The 18,878-nt window shown below is 67.0% G+C and carries 22 protein-coding genes and 1 other RNA gene; 9 read left to right on the plus strand and 14 right to left on the minus strand.

Annotation, left to right across the window (positions count from 1 at the left end; all coding sequences use genetic code 11):
* Nucleotides 1-76 precede the first annotated feature (76 nt).
* Entirely contained in the window at nt 77-2,074 is a 1,998-nt protein-coding gene (locus TEP_RS03485) for a bifunctional DedA family/phosphatase PAP2 family protein (RefSeq protein ID WP_132824282.1), read from the minus strand.
* Between the two features lie 85 nt (nt 2,075-2,159).
* Between TEP_RS03485 and TEP_RS03490 the strand changes: the two genes are divergently transcribed.
* Nucleotides 2,160-2,822 carry a serine/threonine-protein kinase gene (locus TEP_RS03490; protein WP_132824283.1) on the plus strand — a complete coding sequence of 221 codons (663 nt, stop codon included), beginning with the start codon at nt 2,160-2,162 and terminating at the stop codon, nt 2,820-2,822.
* The gene (locus TEP_RS03495; protein WP_132824284.1) at nt 2,819-3,307 is read left to right on the plus strand and encodes a DUF2867 domain-containing protein; all 489 of its coding nucleotides are present in this window, start codon (nt 2,819-2,821) and stop codon (nt 3,305-3,307) included. Before TEP_RS03490 ends, TEP_RS03495 begins: the two co-directional genes overlap by 4 nt.
* A gap of 64 nt (nt 3,308-3,371) precedes the next feature.
* Here the strand turns inward: TEP_RS03495 and TEP_RS03500 are convergent, their stop codons facing one another.
* On the minus strand, nt 3,372-4,055 hold the full coding sequence (locus TEP_RS03500) for a hypothetical protein (protein WP_132824285.1): 684 nt from the start codon (nt 4,053-4,055) through the stop codon (nt 3,372-3,374).
* A gap of 107 nt (nt 4,056-4,162) precedes the next feature.
* Between TEP_RS03500 and TEP_RS03505 the strand changes: the two genes are divergently transcribed.
* Nucleotides 4,163-4,981, plus strand: a complete 819-nt coding sequence (locus tag TEP_RS03505) for an NAD(P)-dependent oxidoreductase (protein ID WP_132824286.1) — start codon at nt 4,163-4,165, stop codon at nt 4,979-4,981.
* Between the two features lie 92 nt (nt 4,982-5,073).
* Nucleotides 5,074-6,066, plus strand: a complete 993-nt coding sequence (locus tag TEP_RS03510; RefSeq protein WP_132824287.1) for a YiiG family protein — start codon at nt 5,074-5,076, stop codon at nt 6,064-6,066.
* A gap of 238 nt (nt 6,067-6,304) precedes the next feature.
* Here TEP_RS03510 and TEP_RS03515 read toward each other — a convergent pair whose 3' ends face one another.
* The gene (locus tag TEP_RS03515; RefSeq protein WP_132824288.1) at nt 6,305-7,177 is read right to left on the minus strand and encodes an ion transporter; all 873 of its coding nucleotides are present in this window, start codon (nt 7,175-7,177) and stop codon (nt 6,305-6,307) included.
* A gap of 63 nt (nt 7,178-7,240) precedes the next feature.
* On the opposite strand from TEP_RS03515, the gene TEP_RS03520 reads away from it, so the two are divergent.
* Entirely contained in the window at nt 7,241-8,467 is a 1,227-nt protein-coding gene (locus tag TEP_RS03520; RefSeq protein ID WP_132824289.1) for an acetylornithine transaminase, read from the plus strand.
* 72 nt (nt 8,468-8,539) lie between these two features.
* Here TEP_RS03520 and TEP_RS03525 read toward each other — a convergent pair whose 3' ends face one another.
* The gene (locus TEP_RS03525) at nt 8,540-9,142 is read right to left on the minus strand and encodes an HAD-IA family hydrolase (RefSeq protein WP_132824290.1); all 603 of its coding nucleotides are present in this window, start codon (nt 9,140-9,142) and stop codon (nt 8,540-8,542) included.
* A 122-nt stretch (nt 9,143-9,264) separates the two neighbouring features.
* On the opposite strand from TEP_RS03525, the gene azu reads away from it, so the two are divergent.
* Nucleotides 9,265-9,714, plus strand: coding sequence for an azurin (azu, locus tag TEP_RS03530; protein WP_132824291.1), 450 nt, complete (start codon nt 9,265-9,267; stop codon nt 9,712-9,714).
* A gap of 157 nt (nt 9,715-9,871) precedes the next feature.
* Here the strand turns inward: azu and hemL are convergent, their stop codons facing one another.
* Nucleotides 9,872-11,161, minus strand: a complete 1,290-nt coding sequence (gene hemL / locus TEP_RS03535) for a glutamate-1-semialdehyde 2,1-aminomutase (protein WP_132824292.1) — start codon at nt 11,159-11,161, stop codon at nt 9,872-9,874.
* A gap of 14 nt (nt 11,162-11,175) precedes the next feature.
* On the minus strand, nt 11,176-11,811 hold the full coding sequence (thiE, locus tag TEP_RS03540; protein ID WP_132824293.1) for a thiamine phosphate synthase: 636 nt from the start codon (nt 11,809-11,811) through the stop codon (nt 11,176-11,178).
* Nucleotides 11,812-11,845: 34 nt separating this feature from the next.
* On the opposite strand from thiE, the gene TEP_RS03545 reads away from it, so the two are divergent.
* Nucleotides 11,846-12,070, plus strand: coding sequence for a rubredoxin (locus TEP_RS03545; RefSeq protein WP_025874193.1), 225 nt, complete (start codon nt 11,846-11,848; stop codon nt 12,068-12,070).
* Nucleotides 12,071-12,160: 90 nt separating this feature from the next.
* Here TEP_RS03545 and TEP_RS03550 read toward each other — a convergent pair whose 3' ends face one another.
* The 8 genes from TEP_RS03550 to TEP_RS03585 all read right to left on the minus strand — a co-directional run bounded on the left by TEP_RS03550 (nt 12,161) and on the right by TEP_RS03585 (nt 16,287).
* Nucleotides 12,161-13,006: a SirB1 family protein gene (locus tag TEP_RS03550; RefSeq protein ID WP_117311309.1), complete on the minus strand. Its 846-nt coding sequence runs from the start codon at nt 13,004-13,006 to the stop codon at nt 12,161-12,163.
* A 190-nt stretch (nt 13,007-13,196) separates the two neighbouring features.
* Complete coding sequence (locus TEP_RS03555; protein WP_132824294.1) at nt 13,197-13,643, minus strand: DUF192 domain-containing protein; 447 nt, start codon at nt 13,641-13,643, stop codon at nt 13,197-13,199.
* A 21-nt stretch (nt 13,644-13,664) separates the two neighbouring features.
* Nucleotides 13,665-14,312, minus strand: coding sequence for a ribose-5-phosphate isomerase RpiA (gene rpiA / locus TEP_RS03560; RefSeq protein WP_032976728.1), 648 nt, complete (start codon nt 14,310-14,312; stop codon nt 13,665-13,667).
* 24 nt (nt 14,313-14,336) lie between these two features.
* Nucleotides 14,337-14,816 carry an EVE domain-containing protein gene (locus tag TEP_RS03565; RefSeq protein ID WP_132824295.1) on the minus strand — a complete coding sequence of 160 codons (480 nt, stop codon included), beginning with the start codon at nt 14,814-14,816 and terminating at the stop codon, nt 14,337-14,339.
* Entirely contained in the window at nt 14,813-15,406 is a 594-nt protein-coding gene (locus TEP_RS03570) for a 5-formyltetrahydrofolate cyclo-ligase (RefSeq protein WP_132824296.1), read from the minus strand. The genes TEP_RS03565 and TEP_RS03570 overlap by 4 nt, the downstream gene beginning before the upstream one ends.
* A gap of 83 nt (nt 15,407-15,489) precedes the next feature.
* Nucleotides 15,490-15,675, minus strand: a non-coding RNA gene (gene ssrS, locus TEP_RS03575) — 6S RNA.
* Between the two features lie 97 nt (nt 15,676-15,772).
* Nucleotides 15,773-16,069 carry a cell division protein ZapA gene (locus TEP_RS03580; protein WP_025874199.1) on the minus strand — a complete coding sequence of 99 codons (297 nt, stop codon included), beginning with the start codon at nt 16,067-16,069 and terminating at the stop codon, nt 15,773-15,775.
* A complete protein-coding gene (locus TEP_RS03585; protein WP_049469000.1) occupies nt 16,066-16,287 on the minus strand; it encodes a TIGR02449 family protein in 222 nt (73 codons plus the stop codon). Before TEP_RS03585 ends, TEP_RS03580 begins: the two co-directional genes overlap by 4 nt.
* 151 nt (nt 16,288-16,438) lie before the next feature.
* On the opposite strand from TEP_RS03585, the gene TEP_RS03590 reads away from it, so the two are divergent.
* Complete coding sequence (locus tag TEP_RS03590; protein WP_132824297.1) at nt 16,439-16,987, plus strand: UPF0149 family protein; 549 nt, start codon at nt 16,439-16,441, stop codon at nt 16,985-16,987.
* A 5-nt stretch (nt 16,988-16,992) separates the two neighbouring features.
* Nucleotides 16,993-18,315: an aminopeptidase P N-terminal domain-containing protein gene (locus tag TEP_RS03595; RefSeq protein ID WP_132826441.1), complete on the plus strand. Its 1,323-nt coding sequence runs from the start codon at nt 16,993-16,995 to the stop codon at nt 18,313-18,315.
* Nucleotides 18,316-18,878: the final 563 nt, after the last annotated feature.

Below are 18,878 nucleotides of genomic sequence, written 5' to 3' on the forward strand. Positions count from 1 at the left end.
CTTTGCCCGAAGCGCCAACCAAGGTTGGCGACCACCAGAGCGGGAGGGTAGCGCCGGGCCATGCCCGGCCGCTTCGTTACGGCGTGGCGGTCTTCAACCGCATTACCGGCAGCCCGGTCTCCGGCTGCACATCCTCGCGCTGCGGCAACGATTGCACCGCTTCCTTGACCGCATTCAACGCCGGGTCGATGCCACGCACCGGGTGCCACATGCCGATCCACTGGAAGTGGCGCTCGTAGCGCAGGGTCTGTGCGCTGCCCAGCCACAACGGGGTATCGCCCGGCTGCAGCTGCGCCGGCGCCTGCCACAGCCGCAGCACGTAACGCTCGTCGGCCCGCGCGCCCTGGCGCACCATCAGCAGCGCTTCAACACGCGTATCCAGCGTCGCGGGCAGTACCGGCAGTTCATTGGCGCCGGTGTTCTTGTCCAGCATCAGCAGCGCTTCCTGCCAGCCGGCCTGGGCCTGCACCTGCCAGCCGCGCGCTTCCAGCTGCGCCTGCAGCGGCGCCAACGGGCCGGCCACCTGCACGTCCAGTGGCCAGCGCTGGTCATCGTCGAATTCGTTGCGGCGCGCCGGCAGCTTTGCCCAGTCATGCTGCCACCAGGCCTGCGCGTCCATCGCCAGCGGCGCCGGCAGGGTCGGCTCGAAGCGTTCCAGCTTGACCGGGATGTTGCGCGGCGCGTACCACATCGCCGCCACCACGAAGACGCCGTAGAACAGCCACGCTACCGGCTTGACCCAGAACGAGCGGTTGAAGCGGCGGCGGTAGGCGATGCCCAGCACCAGCAGCCAGAAGGTTCCGAACAACATGCCGCCGATGACATCGCTCAGCCAGTGCGCGCCCAGATACAGGCGCGCAAAGCCGATCAGGCTGACCACGATGCCTGACACCAGGTAGGGCCAGACGCGGGTGCGGCCGGGCATTTCGCGGGCGATCAGCACCGCGAAGAAGCCGAAGGTGATGGTGGCCATGGTCACCGATACCGACGGGAAGCCGAAGCCGCTGCTGGCATCGATCGGGCGCACCACATCGACGGTGGTACCGAGCAGTTTGGTCAGGGCCAGGCCGAAGGCCAATGCGGCCAGCCAATGAGCGGCCGCCATCCAGCGCCGGCGCCAGACCAGATAGCCCATCGCGGCAGCGGTGGCCGGCAGCAGCACCTGCCATGCGCCGAGCGAGGCCAACGCGGCCATCGGGTAGTCGGCCAGCGGATTGCGCAGGGCCAGCATCGCCTGGTGTACCAGCAGGTCCACCGCCAACGGCTCGCCATGGGCGACCACCACCGTCAGCAGCGCGAACCAGCCCCAGCCCAACAACAGCAGCATCAGCGCCAGCATCGCCAGCGGCACCGATTCGCGGCGCTTCGGGTCGAGCACGCCCACCGTGTAGCGGCCCAGCGTCGGGTGCCGGTTGGACCAGTCGAGCAGCCGCGCCAGCCAGCTGTCCATGCGCGCGGCCGACCAGCGATAGCCGTACAGCACGATGGCCCAGACCAGGCTGAGGATCACGGCCAGCAAGCCCACCACGACCACCAGCCGGCCGGCAACAGCAGCGACGGCATCATAGGCTTCGCCGAGAATCCAGCCCGGCGCCAGGAACAGCACAGCCCAGGAAATACTGGCGATGCCACTGGCCTGCACGTAACGGCTGGCGGGCATTTTCATCATGCCGGCAATGGCGGGCACGAACGGCCGGATGGCACCGACATAGCGGGCGATCAGGATGCTCTTGAACGCATTGCGGCGGAACAGGTTCTCGCCGCGATCAAGCAGCTGCGGGTAGCGGCTGAACGGCCAGACGCCACGCAGGCGGTCGCCCCAGCGCCGGCCTATCCAGTAGCTGATGCCATCACCGGCGAACGCACCCAGCGCCGCGGCGGCCACCGCATACGGGCCGGATATCTGGCCCAGGCCGATGAACACGCCAACGGCGAACAGCAACGGCAGCGCCGGCACGATGGCGCCAAGAATGATGACCGCATCGCAGAAGGCGATCAGAAAGATGACCGCACCCGCCAACACGGGATGAGCGGCAATCCACGCGAGGGTGGCGTCGATCCATGAAGAGTCCATTGCCCGATTATAGGGGCGTGAAGGTGACTGGTTCCCAGCCGCTTGGTGACCGTTTGCAACCGGCGCCATCGCCTAGAATGTCGCCATGCCTGTATCCAACGACGCGCCAACGCATGCACTGAAGGCCGACAGTTTCGGCCGGATCCTCCTCGTGCAGGGGCCGCAAGGCCCCTTCGTGCGCCGCGATCTGGGGGCCACGCCGCTGTGGCTGCGGTTGCCCGCGTGGTGGTTGGCGCGGCGCGAAGCGCGCGCGCTGAAGCACATCCACGGCATGGCCGACGTGCCGCAGCTGCTGGACTGGGATGGCCGACACCTCGACCGCAGCTTCATGGCCGGCGATGCGATGTATCAGCGTCCGCCGCGCGGTGACGTGGCCTGGTTCCGCGCCGCACGCCGCCTGCTGCAGCAGCTGCATCGGCGCGGTGTGGCCCACAACGACCTGGCCAAGGAAGCGAACTGGCTGGTGACCGAGGACGGTCGACCGGCCCTGATCGACTTCCAGCTGGCAGTGATCGGCGACCCGCGCTCGCGCTGGATGCGCCTGTTGGCGCGCGAGGACCTGCGCCACCTGCTCAAGCACAAGCGCATGTACTGCCGGGAGTCGCTGACGCCGGTGGAGAAACGCGTGCTCAAGCGCACCTCGTGGGTGCGCGATCTCTGGTTCGCCACCGGCAAGCCGGTCTACCGCTTCGTCACCCGCCGCATCCTGCATTGGGAAGACAACGAAGGGCAGGGCCCCAAGCCGTGAGCGCCCAGCTGAGCGAAGGCAGCGTGCTGCGTTCGCAACTGCCGGGTGCCGATTTCGTCCATGCCTGCCAGGCAGCGGCGCCACGCAACGGCCGTTCGGCGCTGCAGGCCTACCGCGATATGGCGGCGACGGTGCCTGGGTGGTTCGATGGACTGATGGCGCTGCGCAATAGGGGCATGCGGCTGCTGGGCATGAAGGATCTCGGCTCGCTGCGCGCGGTGCAGCAGACCGCCGATCCGCAGCCCGGGCAACGCCTCGGCATCTTCACCCTGCAGGCGCTGGACGAGGATGTCATCGTGCTGGAAGACAACGACCGCCATCTGCGTGTGCAGCTGGCGCTGCAATGGCACGGCGATATGTTGGAAGTGGCGACGGTGGTGCACACCCACAACGCGTTCGGCCGCCTGTACATGCTGCCGGTGGCACCGGTGCATCGATGGATCGCGCCGCACCTGCTGAGCAAGCAGATCCACAGCTATCGGTAGCGCCGGGCCATGCCCGGCGGCATTGACATGCTGCGTCCGCCGGGCATGGCCCGGCGCTACCTGCCTACGGCGTCACCGGCACCACCTGCTGGCCGATGAAGTTGCGCTTGCCATCGAAGTCATAGCCGATCTGCAGCTGGCCCACATCCGGGCACGCATGGCAGTCGCGCAGCGGCGTGCGGTACAGCAGACGGATGCCGCCCCCGTCCAGCGCTGCGGTACCCGCAGCCTGCGCCGGCGCGAACGGCGTGGCCTGCGGATGCGCCTTGAGCACCTCCTGCACGCCGGGATCGGCGCGCAGCGTATCATCCAGCTGCACCGCATCCACGTCGATACGCTTGCCTGCGGCATCAACCAGGCGCGTGCCTTCATTGGTATTGGCGCGGAACGGATATTCGACAGTGGCCACGCCCAGGCCGTCGTGCTCATGCCACGCGGTCACGTAGGCCAGTTCGCCACCGGTGGACAGCTGCTCGGCCGCAGTGACCGCATCCGCACTGGCCCCACCGGCACGCATCGCATCGCGCAGGCAATCGCGGGTGGCCGCGCTGTCGCCCTGCCGGCAGGCGTTGAGGTCACCATCCCAGACAACGGCCTCGCTCCAGCGCAGCTTGCCATCACCGGCGGCCTTGTCGACGCTGGCGGCGTCATCCTTGGCCGGCGCGCTGCCGGGTTCGGGCGAGCGGCCCTGGCAGGCGGTGAGCAGGGCCAGGCCCAGGGCAGGCAACAACAGGCGGGAACAGCGCATGGCATGGACCTCGTGCAGTGACCGGGGCGCCAGTATCGTCAACGTGCGGTGAACTCCGCGTCGGCGCGGCATACTAACGGCTCATTGCATACGCTGGAGTGTGGAACGTGGGCAGTCTGCAGGGCAAAACCCTTTTCATCACCGGTGCCTCGCGCGGCATCGGCCTGGCCATCGCGTTGCGCGCCGCGCGCGACGGTGCCAACGTCGCCATTGCTGCCAAGTCGTCGGTGCCCAATCCGAAGCTGCCGGGTACCATCCACAGTGCCGCCGAGGCCGTCACCGCAGCCGGTGGCCAGGGCCTGGCGCTGAAGTGCGACATCCGCGAGGAAGACCAGGTGCAGGCGGCGGTTGCCGCTACCGTCGACACCTTCGGCGGCATCGACATCCTGGTCAACAACGCCAGCGCCATCTGGTTGCGCGGCACCCTGGACACGCCGATGAAGCGCTTCGACCTGATGCAGCAGGTCAATTCGCGCGGCAGCTTCCTGTGCGCGCAGGCATGCCTGCCGTACCTGCTGCAGGCGCCGAACCCGCATATCCTGACCCTCGCGCCGCCGCCGAGCCTCGAGCCCAAGTGGTGGGGCGCGCATACCGGCTACACGCTGGCGAAGATGGGCATGAGTTTTGTCACCCTCGGCCTGGCCGCCGAGTTCGGCCCGCAGGGCGTGGCGGTCAATGCGCTGTGGCCGCGCACGGTCATTGCGACCGACGCGATCAACATGATTCCCGGCGTGGACGTCGGTGGCTGCCGCACGCCGCAGATCATGGCCGACGCTGCACACGCGGTGCTGGTGCGCGAGGCGGCCGGTTTCCACGGCCGTTTCCTGATCGATGACGAGGTACTGGCCGAAGCCGGCGTGACCGATCTGTCGGGATATGCGGTGGATGTGTCGCGTCCGCTGCTGCCGGATCTGTTCCTGGATTGACCCTGCCGCTGGGAAAAGGCCCATGGCTGCGGACCTCGGCCCGCTGCGCTAGAATGCGCGGCTGTAATCGTTTTCAACAGGGATGTGAGCCCATGTCACGTACTCTTTCCATCGCGGCGCTGGCCGCTTCGCTGTCGCTTCTTCTGGCTGCCTGTGGTGGCAAGGCGCCCGCAAGCGCCGGGGACGCGGGTTCCGCCGGCAAGCCGGAGGCCAGCACGGCGCCAGCCGACGCACAGCAGCAGTTGACCGCAAAGCTCAACGCCTACATCGGCTGCTTCAACGCGCTTGATTCGAAAATGCACGGCAGCATCCAGTCCTACACGCGCTGGATCAAGGACGTCGACGCCGGCCCCAGCGGGCGCGAGACGAACGTGTACGGGCCGTTCGAGATCGGCGATTACGACATGAAGCAATGCGACGCCCCGGTGACCGAGGCGATCGCTGCCAAGCCGGCGCTTGCCGATCTCGATGCCGCTGCGGGCCACTACCAGCAGGCGCTGAAGGCGCTGGTGCCGATCAGCAAGGAAGCCCACGACTACTACGAGCGCCAGGACTACGAAGACGACAAGTTTGCCAAGGGCAAGCAGCTGCACGCGCCGTTGATGACCGCCTTCAAGGATTTCGTCGTTGCCAGTGAAACCTTCAACGTCGAACTGGAGCGCCAGAACGACGCTGCCCAGCGCGAACAGCTCAAGGCGCTGGAACAGGCCGAAGGGCGCACCCGCGAGTACTACCGACTGGCGATGATGCTGGAAGCGAAAGCGATCATGGACATGATGAGCGAGGACGACTTCGACGCGGCCCGGGCACGGGAGCGGCTGGACGCCTTCAACCGCATTTCCGACGAAGCGCATGCCAAGGTGGCCGATCAGGAGCCGGGCAAGCTGGACTGGAACAGCTTTGAACGCGAGGCCGAGAACTTCCGCCGCGAAGGCAAGGAGCGGCTGCAGCGGGTCAGCGCGAACACGCCCTACACGGACTTCGAACGACGCATGCTTGATTCGCCCTCGATGGCGCCGAGCGGCTCGGCCGGGCGACTGCTGCACATCTACAACGCACTGGTGTTCCAGAGCAATCGCCAGTAATCCGGCGCGGCGCCGCCATTCCAGGCCTGCACGAGCTGGATGAGGCGCCCCCGGGCCGGGCGCCTTGAGGGGCACGGTTGAGGGTGGTCGCGGTCTGCAACGATCTGCCGACCACCAGCAACGGCATGGATTGCGCCGTTGGATTGACCCGATGCGTGGATGCAGCAGGCTTCATCCACGCATGGCGTGGATCTACTGCGCTGCCCACGGTGGGCCCGACCGTCGGCCGGGCTCATCGTCAGTGGCTGAACGTATCCGGTAGCTGCCCGCCACACTTCCGGCAGTGCCTCGCATCCGGCTCGTGGCCTTCCAGCCCGCAGTGCGGGCAGCCACGTGCATCGCGGCGCGCGGCCAGCTCGGCATCGCGCATGGTGCTGGCCAGCTCGGCGGTGTAGATGCCGGTGGGCACGGCGATGATGCTGTAACCGATCAGGATCAGCACCGAGGTGACGAAGCGGCCGAGCACGGTCTGCGGCACGATGTCGCCGAAGCCGACCGTGGCCATCGTCACCACTGCCCAGTACATGCTGCTGGGAATGCTGGTGAAGCCATGGTTCGGCCCCTCGATCACGTACATCAGCGTGCCGGCGATGATGGTGATGGTGACCACCGTGAACAGGAACAGCAGGATCTTGCGCCGGCTGCGCCACAGCGACTGCATCAGCACGCCGCTTTCTTCGATGTAGCGGGTCAGCTTGAGGATGCGGAACACGCGCAGGATGCGCAGTGCACGCACCACCAGCAGGCTCTGTGCGCCGGGAATGAACAGCGACAGGTAGGTCGGCAGGATCGAGGCCAGGTCGATGGTGCCCCAGATGCTCACCGCGTAGCGCAGTGGGCGCTTGACCACCGCCAGGCGCAGCACGTATTCGGCGGTGAACAGGATGGTGAAGCCCCATTCCAGCACGTACAGCCAGTCGGCATGGGCGATGTGGAAGCGCTGCACGCTGTCGAACATCACCACCAGCACGCTGGCGATGATCGCGTAGACCAGCAGCAGGTCGAAATTGCGCGAGGGCCGGCTGTCGTGGCGGTAGATGATGTCGAACCACCGGCGGCGCCAGCCGGTCTCGGTGGCGGGGTTCAGCTGGGGGGCGGAAAACGGTCGCATGCGTGCATTGTGCCGCACGGGTTCCAGCGCGAGAATGGGCATTCCTGAACCCTGCTGACCGCCATGACCGCCGCTACCGATCCGCTGATCTCCCTGTCGCACTACTACCTGCCGGTGTACAAGCCCCGCCAGGTGGTGCTGGAGCGAGGCCAGGGCGCCCGCGTGTGGGACAGCCAGGGCCGTGAGTTCATCGATCTGGCCGCCGGCATCGCCGTGTGCGGCCTGGGCCACAACGACCCGGATCTGGTCGCGGCGCTGGTCGAACAGGCCGGCAAGCTGTGGCACACCAGCAACGTGTTCTACAGCGCGCCGCCACTGCACCTGGCTGAGGAACTGGTAAAGGCCAGCCGCTTCGCCGAGCGCGTGTTCCTGTGCAACTCCGGTGCCGAAGCCAACGAAGTGGCGATCAAGATGGTCCGCAAGTGGGCCTCCAGCCAGGGCCGCGCGGCCGACAAGCGCGTCATCATCACCTTCCGCGGCAGCTTCCACGGCCGCACCATGGGCGCGGTGACCGCTACCGCGCAGCCGAAATACCAGGAAGGCTACGAGCCGCTGCCGGGTGGCTTCCGCTACATCGACTTCAACGATGACGTGCAGCTGGAAACGGCGATGGCCGCCGGCGACGTGGCGGCGGTGATGCTGGAGCCGATCCAGGGCGAGGGCGGGGTGATGCCGGCCAAGTCCGGTTTCCTCAAGCGCGTGCGCGAACTGTGCGACCAGCACAACGCACTGCTGGTGCTGGACGAGATCCAGGCCGGCATGGGGCGTACCGGTACCTTGTTCGCGCATTGGCAGGATGACGTGGTACCGGACATGGTGACCCTGGCCAAGGCACTGGGCGGTGGTTTCCCGATCGGCGCGATGCTGGCCGGCCCGAAGGTGGCCGAGACCATGCAGTTCGGTGCCCACGGCACCACCTTCGGCGGCAATCCGCTGGCCGCGGCCGTCGCCCGCGTGGCGCTGCGCAAGCTGGCCTCGGCCGAGATCGCGGCCAATGTCAGCCATCAGTCGAAGGCCCTGCGCGATGGCTTTGCCCGCATCAACGATGAGTTCAAGGTGTTCAGCGAGGTGCGCGGTCGCGGCCTGATGCTGGGTGCGGTGCTGAGCAAGGCGTTCGCTGGCCAGGCCGGTGCCATTCTCGACCACGCTGCGGAGCAGGGCCTGTTGACCCTGCAGGCGGGCCCGGACGTGCTGCGCTTCGTGCCGTCGCTGAACATCACCGACGAAGAAGTGGCCGAAGGCCTCAAGCGCCTGCGCGCGGCGATTGCCGCGTTCGTTGCAGCGCGCTGATCATTGACCAAGGCAGCGCCGGGCCATGCCTGGCGTTGCTTTTCCGCTGCGCTCGCCGGGCATGGCCCGGCGCTACCGCACCCCGTAGCGCTTCAGCACCTTGCCCAGTCCGCGTCCGTCCTGCACGGTTTCCGCGTGCAGGCCCGCTGCGCGTGCACCGCGCACGTTGACGAACAGGTCATCGACGAACAGCGTGTGCGCCGGTGCCACCTCGAGGGCTGCGAGCGTGCGCAGGAACACCTCCGGCGCAGGCTTGCGCAGGCCGAAGTCCGCGCTGCAGAAGACCCGGCCGTGCAGCATGGGAAACAGCTCCGGCAGCAGCGTCGGCAGCGCCTGCGTCATCAAGGCACCATTGTTGGTCAGCACCGCCATCGGCACCTGCAGGGCATGCAGCCGTTGCAGCACGGCGTGCTGCGGGTGGCTGGCCGCGTGTCGTGCGGCGATCCAGGTGTGCAGCGTTACCGTTGTGCCCAGCCGTTCGCCCAGCTTGGCCAGATAGCGCGCGCCATCCAGCGTACCGCTGTCGTGTGCGGCTTCGAGCCCGCTGTCGTACATCGCGGCCTGCACGCGCGCGGTCGGCACGTCCAGCGCCTGCGCCAGATGCAGCACGCGCTGTGCGCGCTGGTAGTGCAGCAGCACGCCATCAACATCGAGCAGGAGAAGATCGATCCGCATCGGTCGAGCATGCCATTGCCCTATCCGCACGCAAACCCTGGACCACCACTGCGACACACGGTCGCAGCCGGGTGGCCAGGCGTCTGCCTAGAATGACCACCGAACCAGCAGGAGACGCGAAGATGAAGGCTTGGATGGTAGCGATGGGGCTGGGTGCGCTGATGCTGGCGCCATCGGCGATGGCGCGCGTATGTGCGGTGAGCATCGACAGCACCGACCAGATGAGCTTCAGCAGCCGGGAGATCAAGGTGGCCGCCGATTGCAGCGAAATCGACCTGACCCTGCGCCACACCGGCAGGCTGGCCGCCACCGCAATGGGCCACAACTGGGTGCTGACCCGCACCGCCGACTACCAGCCGGTGGCGATGGCAGGCATGCGCATGACCCTGGCCGACAGCTACCTGCCGAAGGCCGACAAGCGCGTGCTGGCCCACACCAAGGTGGTCGGTGGTGGCGAGACCACCCGCGTGCGTTTTTCCACGAAGGGCATGCAGAAGGGCGGCGATTACACGTTCTTCTGCTCGTTCCCCGGCCACTTCGCGATGATGAAGGGCAAGTTCGTCTTCGGTTGAGTGCACAGCAGCCACGCATGGCGTGGCTCTACTCCAGAGACGCAGCTCAGTAGATCCACGCCATGCGTGGATGAAGCACATCGATCCAGTAGATCCACGCCATGCGTGGATGAGGCCAGGCAGGTGCCGACCNNGGTCGGCACCTGCCTGGCCGGGTTCAGCCCTTGGCCGCCTTGAACGCCACGCGTGCCGCTGCCAGCGTGGCCTCGATCACGTCATCATCGTGTGCACTGGACAGGAAGCCGGCCTCGTACGCCGACGGTGCCAGGAACACACCCTGGTCCAGCATCGCGTGGAAGAAGCGGTTGAATGCGGGGATGTCACAGGCCGTGGCCTGGGCGTAGGTCTCCACCTTCTCAGCGGTGAAGAACAGGCCGAACATCGCGCCCACCTGGGTGGTGGTCACCGCTACGCCTGCATCGGCGGCGGCGGCTTCCAGGCCCGCGCACAGGCGTGCGGCGCGCGCGCTCAGATCGTCGTGGAAACCCGGCTGCTGGATCAGCTCCAGCATGGCCAGGCCGGCGGCCATCGCCACCGGGTTGCCGCTGAGCGTGCCGGCCTGGTAGATCGGGCCAGCGGGCGCGATCTGCTGCATCAGCTCGCGGCGGCCGCCGTAGGCGCCCACCGGCATGCCGCCACCGATGATCTTGCCGAAGGTGGTCAGGTCCGGGCTGATACCGTAGTGCGCCTGCGCACCGCCAAGGGCAACGCGGAAACCGGTCATCACTTCGTCGAAGATCAACAGCGCGCCATGCTGCGTGCACAGCGCGCGCAGGTGCTGCAGGTAGCCTTCGCGGGGCGGAATGCAGTTGGCGTTGCCCACCACTGGCTCGATGATCAGGCCGGCGATCTCGCTGCCGCGTGCCTCGAACAGGGCGGTGGCCGCCTCGAAGTCGTTGTAGGGCAGGGTCAGGGTCAGCTCGCTCAGGCCGGCCGGCACGCCGGGCGAGGTCGGCACGCCCAGGGTCAGCATGCCGCTGCCGGCCTTGACCAGGAACGAGTCGCCGTGGCCGTGGTAGCAGCCTTCGAACTTGACGATGCAGCTGCGGCCGGTGGCACCGCGCGCCAGGCGGATCGCCGACAGGGTGGCTTCGGTACCGGAGTTGACCATGCGCACCATCTCGCACGACGGCACCAGCCGGGTGATGGTCTCGGCCATGGTCACTTCCGCTGCGCACGGCGCACCGAAGGACAGGCCGTTGTCGATCGCCTTTTTCACCGCCTGGCGTACGGCGGTGTGGTTGTGGCCGACGATCATCGGGCCCCACGACCCCACGTAGTCGATGTAGCGGTTGCCGTCGACGTCGTACAGGTAGGCGCCGTCAGCGCGCTCGACGAAGAAGGGTTCGCCACCGACCGACTTGAACGCGCGCACCGGTGAGTTGACGCCGCCAGGCAGCAATTGCTGGGCGCGGGAGAACAGGGCGTGGGACTGGTCGTGGTTCATGGGGTTTCCTGGGGTTACTGCTTCGTATCGAATCGGGCGAGGTAGGCGCGCTGGGTCGCGACCGGGTCCTGCGCGGCGTAGATGCCGCTGACCACGGCCAGCAGGTCGGCGCCGGCATCGATGATGGGACCGACATTGTCCGGGCTCAGGCCACCAATCGCCACCCGCGGCACGCCCAGTGCGGCGCTTTGCCGCAGCAGGTCGGGGTGGGCGCGGCTGCTGGTGACCTTGGTGGTGGTGGGGAAGAACGCGCCGAAGGCCACGTAGCTGGCGCCGGCCGCCACGGCACGCTCGGCGTTGGCCAGCTGGTCGTAGCAGGAGGCGCCGATGATGGCGTCAGGGCCGAGCAGGCTGCGTGCGGCGCCGATATCACCGTCGGTGCCGCCCAGGTGCACGCCCGCCGCGCCGATGGCCTGGGCAAGCGCCGGGTCGTCGTTGACGATCAGCGGCACGCCGTGGGCGGCGCACAAGGCCTGCAGGGCCGTGGCCTGTTCCCGCCGCAGGGCATCGCTGGCGGTCTTGTTGCGGTACTGCAGCCAGGTGGCGCCGGCGGCGAGCAGCGGCGCGGTGCGCGCCAGCAGCCGGGCGGTATCGGGTTCATCCGGGGTGATCAGGTAGACGCCGCGGGGCGCCGGGGAAGCAGAAGGCATCGATGGCTACCGGTGAGTGGACCGCGATGGGACAATGGCGGCCCGTGAATCCAGCCCTGATTATCCGATGAGCGAAGCCACCCCCACCACCCTGCGTACCTGGATGTGCGTGGTCTGCGGATTCCTGTACCGGGAAGCGGATGGGCTGCCGGAAGAGGGCATCGCCCCGGGCACGCGCTGGGAAGACATTCCCGAGACCTGGACCTGCCCGGATTGTGGCGTGACCAAGGACGATTTCGAGATGGTCGAGATCGATTGATCGCAATCGCCGCCGTGCACGGCCCGGCGCTACCGGTGGGGCGGATCGTTGGTGGTGGGTGTGGACCGTTGGTCTGCACACCGGACAACCTCAATGCAGCCGCGGTACCGGTCCGCCCAGGTCGATCAGCTTCTCGCGCAGCCATTGCGCGTCGCTGGCCTCGGGGTTGCGCTTGAGGTACAGGCCCAGGTCGTTGCGCGCGCCGGCCAGGTAGTCCAACTGCAGGTAGGCCAGGCCGCGATCGCGCAGCGCATCGTCCTGTTCGGGGGCGAGCTTGAGCAGGCGGTCGGCACTGCGCGCGGCACGATCCCACTCGCTGGCCTCGGCATAGACCCCATGCAGGTTGCGCAGCATGCGGATCAGGATCGCGCGGCTCGGTGCAGGATCGAGGATCTGCGCCAGCACCTGGTCGTCGGGCATCTGCCCGCCCAGGTGCGATCTGGCGCGTTCGCGCAGTTCGTCCACGTCCAGCGGTCGGCCCCCATTGAACGGGTCCATCACCAGCACGCCATCGTCAACCGGCAGGCGCACCAGGAAATGACCGGGGAATGACACGCCGTCCAACGGAATGCCCAGCCGCCGCGCCACCTCCATCTGCACCAGTGCCAGCGAGATCGGATTGCCCAGACGGCGCTCGAAGACCTGGTTGAGGTAGCTGTTGCGCGGGTCGTAGTACTCCTGGTGGTCGCCGCTGTAGCCCAGCTCATCGAACAGATGCCGGTTGATGGCCGCCATCTTCAGCGGGCTGTGCTCGATGCTGTCCACCTCGGCGCGCAGGTGCTCGACGTGGCTCTGCACCAGCGCATCGTAGGTCGACGGCTGCAGATCAGGATATTCATCGCGCGCGATCAGCAGCGCGGTCGGCAGCAGTGGCAGCGCCTCGTCGTCGAAGTCGGCCAGTGCATCCCAGTCGGGGAGTGTGATCCGGTCCTGCATGTCCACAGACTGGCGGCAATCGCAGGCGGTTTCAAGCAGCGTGGCGTGAATTCATCATCCCCCACGTGTCCCCATCCACGCATGGCGTGGATCTACTGTGTCGACCAAGGTCGACACCCACCAACAGCGGCAGGAAGCTGTCAGAGGTGGGGCGGTGTGGGCTTGCAGGACCGCAGGCGCCGGCCGCCCCCTACTTCTCGATGCCCGGGCCGAACTTCAGCTCCGTGCCATCCTTCAGCTTGAGCTTCTCGGCCTGGCCGGCGTTGAGCTCCAGCACGTACCGGGCCGGGCCGCCGCTGGGGTAGGGCGGGCACATGTCGCCGGCCGAGCACGGCGGCACGTCACGCTGCTGGCTCACCAGCCGCCGCTCGCTGTCGAAGTACAGGATGTCCAGCGCGATCTTGGTGTTCTTCATCCAGTACGCCTGCATTTCCTCGCGGTCATGCACGAACAGCATGCCGTGGTTCTCGGCCATCTGGTCGCGGAACATCAATCCGCGCGCACGGGTTTCATCGTTGGTGGCCAGTTCAACGTCATAGCGCGCACCGTCAAGTTCCACCCAGTGGCGGGCAGCATCGGTGGCGCAGCCGGTCAGGGCCAGCAGCGGGAGCATCAGCAGTGAGCGCAGCAACGACATCGTCAGGGTCCTTCGAAAGGGTCAGAGCACGATCGGCGGCTCGCCGCCGACGATCACCACATCGGCACGGCGCCGTGCGAACAGGCCGACGCAGACCACGCCCGGCAGCTGGTTGAGCTCACGCTCGAGCTTTTCCGGATCGGTGATCTGCAGGTTGTGGATGTCCAGGATCTGGTTGCCGTTGTCGGTCACCACGCCCTCGCGCCAGGTCGGCTGGCCGCCGGTCATGTCGCGGATCTGGCGGGCAACCAGGCTGCGTGCCATCGGGATCACTTCCACCGGCAGCGGGAACCTGCCCAGCACCGGTACCTGCTTGCTCGGGTCGACGATGCAGACGAAGCGCTCGCTGGCCTCGGCGATGATCTTCTCGCGGGTCAGCGCAGCGCCGCCGCCCTTGATCAGGCACTTGCCCGGATCGCACTCGTCGGCGCCATCCACGTACAGCGACAGCGTACCGGTGTGGTTCAGCTCGATCACCTCGATGCCATGCTGCTTCAGGCGCGCGGTGCTCTGTTCGGAACTGGACACCGCACCCTTGATGCGATGCTGGATGCGGGCCAGCGCATCGATGAAATAGGCGACGGTGGAACCGGTGCCGACACCGACGATCATGCCGTCTTCGACGTACTCGATGGCCTTTTCGGCGGCCAGGCGCTTGGCTTCAGACATTGCGGAGAGCTCTCAGGCAGGGAATCAGGATTTCTTTTCCAGCGACAGCAGCAGCTTCCACTGCGCAGCGGTCACCGGGAACACCGACAGGCGGTTGCCCTTGGCAACCAGCGGGAAGCCTTCGCCGAGTTCCTCGGCATGCAGCTTGATCTCGTCCAGCGCGATCACCTGCTTGAGCTTGCGCTCGAAGGCCACGTCCACCAGCATCCAGCGCGGGTTCTCGCGCGTGCTCTTGGGATCGTGGTAGTCGGATTTCGGATCGAACTGGGTGTCATCGGGGTAGGCCGCGCTGGCCACCGTGGCCAGGCCGACGATGCCGGGCACCTTGGTATTGGAGTGGTAGAACAGGATGCCGTCACCGACCTGCATGCCATCGCGCATGAAATTGCGCGCCTGGTAGTTGCGCACGCCGTTCCAGGGTTCAACCTTGACCTTGGCCAGGTCATCGATGGAAAAGGCGTCCGGTTCGGACTTCATCAGCCAGTAGCGCTTGCGGGCGGTCATGCGTTCACGGGGGCAGCGGAAGGGAGCAGGGTGCCGGCTTCAGTGCAGATCGCATCCACCGGCACGTCCCAGGACGCCACCGGCAAGGACTCGACCTGCTGCACCGAGAATGCCGCGCCGACCAGCCAGGGTGGCGCCGGCCGATCATGGCGGAAGGCGAAGCTGCGATCATACCAGCCACCTCCCATGCCCAGCCGCCGGCACCGTGCGTCGAAGCCCACCAGCGGCGTCACCACCAGGGCCATCTGCGCCGGTTCCAGCATGTCTTCGAGGGCGATGTCCGGTTCGGGAATGCCGTAGCGGTTGCTGGTCAACGGTTGGCCGGGGCGCCAGGGCGCGAAGCGCAGCACGTCGCCGTGCAGCACCGGCAGGCAGTAGGTCAAGCGATCGGGCAGCTGCAGTTGCCAGCGGTGCAGGGCGATTTCGCCATCCAGCGCCCAGTAGCCGGCCACGGCGCCTTCGCGCGGGGCGAACGGCAGCGCCAGCAGCGCATCGGCCAGCGATTCGGCAGCGGCGATACGGGCGGGGGCGGAAAGGTCGCGGCGGCGTTGCCGCAGGTCGTGGCGCAGGGCCTGGCGCGGGTCGGTCATGGCAGCGTGCGGCAAGGAACAGCCGTCATTGTGCCGGAAAGAACAAGGGCGACGCCCGAAGACGCCGCCCTTGCTGGAATATTGCATTCTCCGCAATGTCGATGCATGCGAAACGACCTTGAACCCGGGGGCTCAAGTGGGAACGCTGGAGAACCATCGGGCTTCCCGCTGCAAGGCGGACCTGCACTCCCGGCGCTGTCGCGCTCCCGGTGTCGTTCTTAAGGGACAAGGCGAATGTTTGCACATGCCGTCGAGTACCGCAGAGAACGCGTGGCCATTATAGCTACCGCGCGTGATCTGGATAGGCCGTTCGTCGGCAACAGTGCGTGCCAATTCAGAAAAGAGAAGGCGCATTCCGCGCCTATCTCACGTGCTGCTGTCGATCGCCCGGTCCAGGCGCCGGTTCAGGTCGGCCAGGGTCTGTTGCAGGGCGACCGCCTGGCGGGCGTTCTCATCGCGCAGCAGCTGCAGTTCGTGCGCCAGGTTGAGTGCCGCCAGCACCGCGATGCGGTCCACCGCGGCCATCCGGTTGCTGCCGCGGATCTCGCGCATGCGCGCATCCAGCAGGCGGGCCGCCGCCATCAGGCTGTCGCGTTCATCGCCACCAACGCCGACCGTGTATTCACGGTCGAGGATACGGACGCTGACCGGTTCGGCACTCATGTGTGCTGCTCCAGTGATTTGAGCCGGGTGATCATCGCTTCCACCCGCGAACGCGCCTGCTCGTTCTTGGCCAGCAGCGTCGAGCGCTCGGCCACCAGCTGTTCCTGCTGGTGGCGCAGGCTGCGGTTCTCCTCGGCCAGCCGCAGGTTGCGGTCGAGCAACGCCTCCACACGGGCGGCGAAGGCCTGCAGCTGGGCAAGGGGATCGGCGGGTTCCATGCCCGCACGATAGGCAAGCCGGGTCAGGGCGGTCAAGCACTGTCGCAGCAGGCCCCCGGCGGCCACGGAGAGCAGGCGGACACATTGCTACACTACCCGGCTCACGGGCGCGCGCGCGCTCTGCCGTTTTCCCTTCCGAACGAGCCGCACGATGATCGAACTTCCCTCCGTCGACGACGTTACCCGCGCCAGCCAGGAACTGGGCCTGGGCGCCACTGCTGCCGAGCTGCATGGCGGGCTGTGCGGCTGGCTGGCCGCAGGCGGTGCTCCTGGCAACGATTGGCCGGCGCGTGTGCTGGCCGACGACAACCTGCCGCAGGCGGCTGCCGGCAGCGCGCTGGCGCAGTTGCTGGAGGCCACCATCAAGCAGCTGGAAGACCGGGACTTCGCCTTCGAGCTGCTGTTGACCGACAGCAGCGACGTGGCCGCGCAGGCGGACGCCATGTTCAGCTGGACCCGTTCCTTCCTGGGTGGCTTCGGCCTGGGCAGTGGCGGCCACCGGCCGGCCCTGTCCGAAGAAGGCGAGGAGGCGCTGAACGACCTGGCCAGCCTGGCCCGCGCCTCGAGCGAGGATTTTGAAGCGGGCGGTGATGATGACGACGAAGCCCTGTCGGAGATCGAAGAGTTCATCCGCGTGGCGGTGCTGCTGCTGCACGGTGACGTGGTGCTGGCCGCGCGCCATCGGCAGCGCCTGAACTGATGGATATCAAGCAGCGCACCGGCATCGCTGCCGGCGAGTACAAGCGTCGTCGCCGGCAGTTGATGGACATGGCGGGCGAAGACGCGATCCTGGTGCTGCCGGCGGCATCTGAGAAGGTGCGCAGCCTTGATACCCATTATCCGTACCGGCAGGATTCGGATTTCCAGTACCTGAGCGGCTTCCCGGAGCCGGAAGCGGTGCTGGTGCTGATTCCCGGCCGTCGCCACGGCGAAGCGATCCTGTTCTGCCGCGAGCGCGATCCCGCGCGCGAAGCCTGGGATGGCGGTCGCGCCGGCCAGGAAGGCGCCGTGGCGCAGTTCGCGATGGACGATGCCTACCCGATCACCGACCTGGACGACATCCTGCCGGGCCTGCTGGAAGGGCGTTCGCGGGTGTACTACCACTTCGGCCGCGATGCGGATTTCGACCTGAAGCTGATCGGCTGGGTAAACCGCGTACGTTCGCAGGTGCGTCATGGTGCGCAGCCGCCGCATGAGTTCCTGGAACTGGGCCATCTGCTGCACGAGCAGCGGTTGTTCAAGTCCGGTGCCGAGGTGGCGTTGATGCAGCGCGCGGCCGACATCAGTGTGCTGGCGCATCGCGCAGCCATGCAGAGTGCGAAGGCGGGCATCCACGAGTACGAACTGCAGGCCGAGCTGGAGCGGGTGTTCCGTGCCAACGACGCGGTGCCTGCGTACTGCAGCATCGTCGGTGCCGGCCGCAACGCCTGCATCCTGCATTACCGCGACAACAACGCACGCTCGCGCGACGGTGAACTGGTGTTGATCGATGCCGGCGCCGAGTACCGCGGCTACGCCAGTGACATCACCCGTACGTTCCCGGTCAATGGTCGTTTCAGCGCCGAGCAGCGCGCGCTGCATGATCTGGTGGGTGCCGCGCAGGCGGCAGCGCTTGCCCAGGCCAAACCGGGCGTGGCGTACGAAATGGGCCATCTGGCGGCGGTGCAGACCCTCACCGAGGGGTTGCTGCAGCTGGGCCTGTTGAAGGGCACGCTGGAAAAGAATCTCACCGAAGGCTTGTACCAGCGCTTCTACCGGCACAAGACCGGGCACTGGATCGGGCTGGATGTGCACGACGTAGGCGACTACCGCCTGGCCGGCGATTCGCGCCTGCTGGAGCCGGGCATGGCCTTCACCATCGAGCCGGGGCTGTACATCGGCGCGGACGATACGACGGTCGAGCCGCGCTGGCGCGGCATCGGCATCCGCACCGAGGATGACGTGCTGATCACCGATGACGGCCATCGCGTGCTGACCGAAGGCCTGGAACGCAGCGCCGACGAGATCGAAGCGTTGATGGCGGGGTAAGAAGGGTTTCGGCAGGGCTTGCAGCCCTGCACCTGCTGCAATCANCGGCAACGTCAAANGCCGAAGNGGCATTCGGTGGGAGGGCGGGGCGATGATTCATTCGATACCTGACAGATGTGCCGACCAACGGTCGGCACCCACCAACAGCCGCAGGAATCTGTCAGAGGTGGGGCGGTGTGGGTGGGCAGGACCGTTGGCGCCATGGATGGCGCCATCGAGCCCCCACGGATGGGTGTACGGCGTGTCCTGNCCACCCACACCGCCCCACCTCTGACAGATTCCTGCGGCTGTTGGTGGGTGCCGACCGTTGGTCGGCACATCTGTCAGGTATCGAATGAATCATCCACGCATGGCGTGGATCTACTGGCAACTGCNATTGTTGGCACGCGCGGCTGTTGGTAGGTGNCGACCGTTGGTCGACACAGAGCGAGCGCAGCGAGCGACCCGCTTCTGCTTTTCTTTTTTCTTTTCCGTGGTTGGACGCGCGCANGNAACNGTCNAAGGTGGGGTAAGAGGGGTTTCGGCAGGGCTTGCAGCCCTGCACCTGCTGCAATCAACGGCAA

Source organism: Stenotrophomonas sp. TEPEL (assembly GCF_004348785.1).
In the GTDB taxonomy this organism is placed as follows: Bacteria; Pseudomonadota; Gammaproteobacteria; order Xanthomonadales; family Xanthomonadaceae; genus Stenotrophomonas; species Stenotrophomonas indicatrix.

Excerpts from the sequence above, each read along its gene's own strand:
- TEP_RS03485 (WP_132824282.1), bottom strand. The coding sequence starts at position 2,074 with ATGGACTCTTCATGGATCGACGCCACCCTCGCGTGGATTGCCGCTCAT.
- TEP_RS03490 (WP_132824283.1), top strand. The coding sequence starts at position 2,160 with ATGCCTGTATCCAACGACGCGCCAACGCATGCACTGAAGGCCGACAGT.
- TEP_RS03500 (WP_132824285.1), bottom strand. The coding sequence starts at position 4,055 with ATGCGCTGTTCCCGCCTGTTGTTGCCTGCCCTGGGCCTGGCCCTGCTC.
- TEP_RS03510 (WP_132824287.1), top strand. The coding sequence starts at position 5,074 with ATGTCACGTACTCTTTCCATCGCGGCGCTGGCCGCTTCGCTGTCGCTT.
- TEP_RS03515 (WP_132824288.1), bottom strand. The coding sequence starts at position 7,177 with ATGCGACCGTTTTCCGCCCCCCAGCTGAACCCCGCCACCGAGACCGGC.
- TEP_RS03520 (WP_132824289.1), top strand. The coding sequence starts at position 7,241 with ATGACCGCCGCTACCGATCCGCTGATCTCCCTGTCGCACTACTACCTG.
- TEP_RS03525 (WP_132824290.1), bottom strand. The coding sequence starts at position 9,142 with ATGCGGATCGATCTTCTCCTGCTCGATGTTGATGGCGTGCTGCTGCAC.
- azu (WP_132824291.1), top strand. The coding sequence starts at position 9,265 with ATGAAGGCTTGGATGGTAGCGATGGGGCTGGGTGCGCTGATGCTGGCG.
- hemL (WP_132824292.1), bottom strand. The coding sequence starts at position 11,161 with ATGAACCACGACCAGTCCCACGCCCTGTTCTCCCGCGCCCAGCAATTG.
- thiE (WP_132824293.1), bottom strand. The coding sequence starts at position 11,811 with ATGCCTTCTGCTTCCCCGGCGCCCCGCGGCGTCTACCTGATCACCCCG.
- TEP_RS03545 (WP_025874193.1), top strand. The coding sequence starts at position 11,846 with ATGGCGGCCCGTGAATCCAGCCCTGATTATCCGATGAGCGAAGCCACC.
- TEP_RS03550 (WP_117311309.1), bottom strand. The coding sequence starts at position 13,006 with ATGCAGGACCGGATCACACTCCCCGACTGGGATGCACTGGCCGACTTC.
- TEP_RS03555 (WP_132824294.1), bottom strand. The coding sequence starts at position 13,643 with ATGTCGTTGCTGCGCTCACTGCTGATGCTCCCGCTGCTGGCCCTGACC.
- rpiA (WP_032976728.1), bottom strand. The coding sequence starts at position 14,312 with ATGTCTGAAGCCAAGCGCCTGGCCGCCGAAAAGGCCATCGAGTACGTC.
- TEP_RS03565 (WP_132824295.1), bottom strand. The coding sequence starts at position 14,816 with ATGACCGCCCGCAAGCGCTACTGGCTGATGAAGTCCGAACCGGACGCC.
- TEP_RS03570 (WP_132824296.1), bottom strand. The coding sequence starts at position 15,406 with ATGACCGACCCGCGCCAGGCCCTGCGCCACGACCTGCGGCAACGCCGC.
- TEP_RS03580 (WP_025874199.1), bottom strand. The coding sequence starts at position 16,069 with ATGAGTGCCGAACCGGTCAGCGTCCGTATCCTCGACCGTGAATACACG.
- TEP_RS03585 (WP_049469000.1), bottom strand. The coding sequence starts at position 16,287 with ATGGAACCCGCCGATCCCCTTGCCCAGCTGCAGGCCTTCGCCGCCCGT.
- TEP_RS03590 (WP_132824297.1), top strand. The coding sequence starts at position 16,439 with ATGATCGAACTTCCCTCCGTCGACGACGTTACCCGCGCCAGCCAGGAA.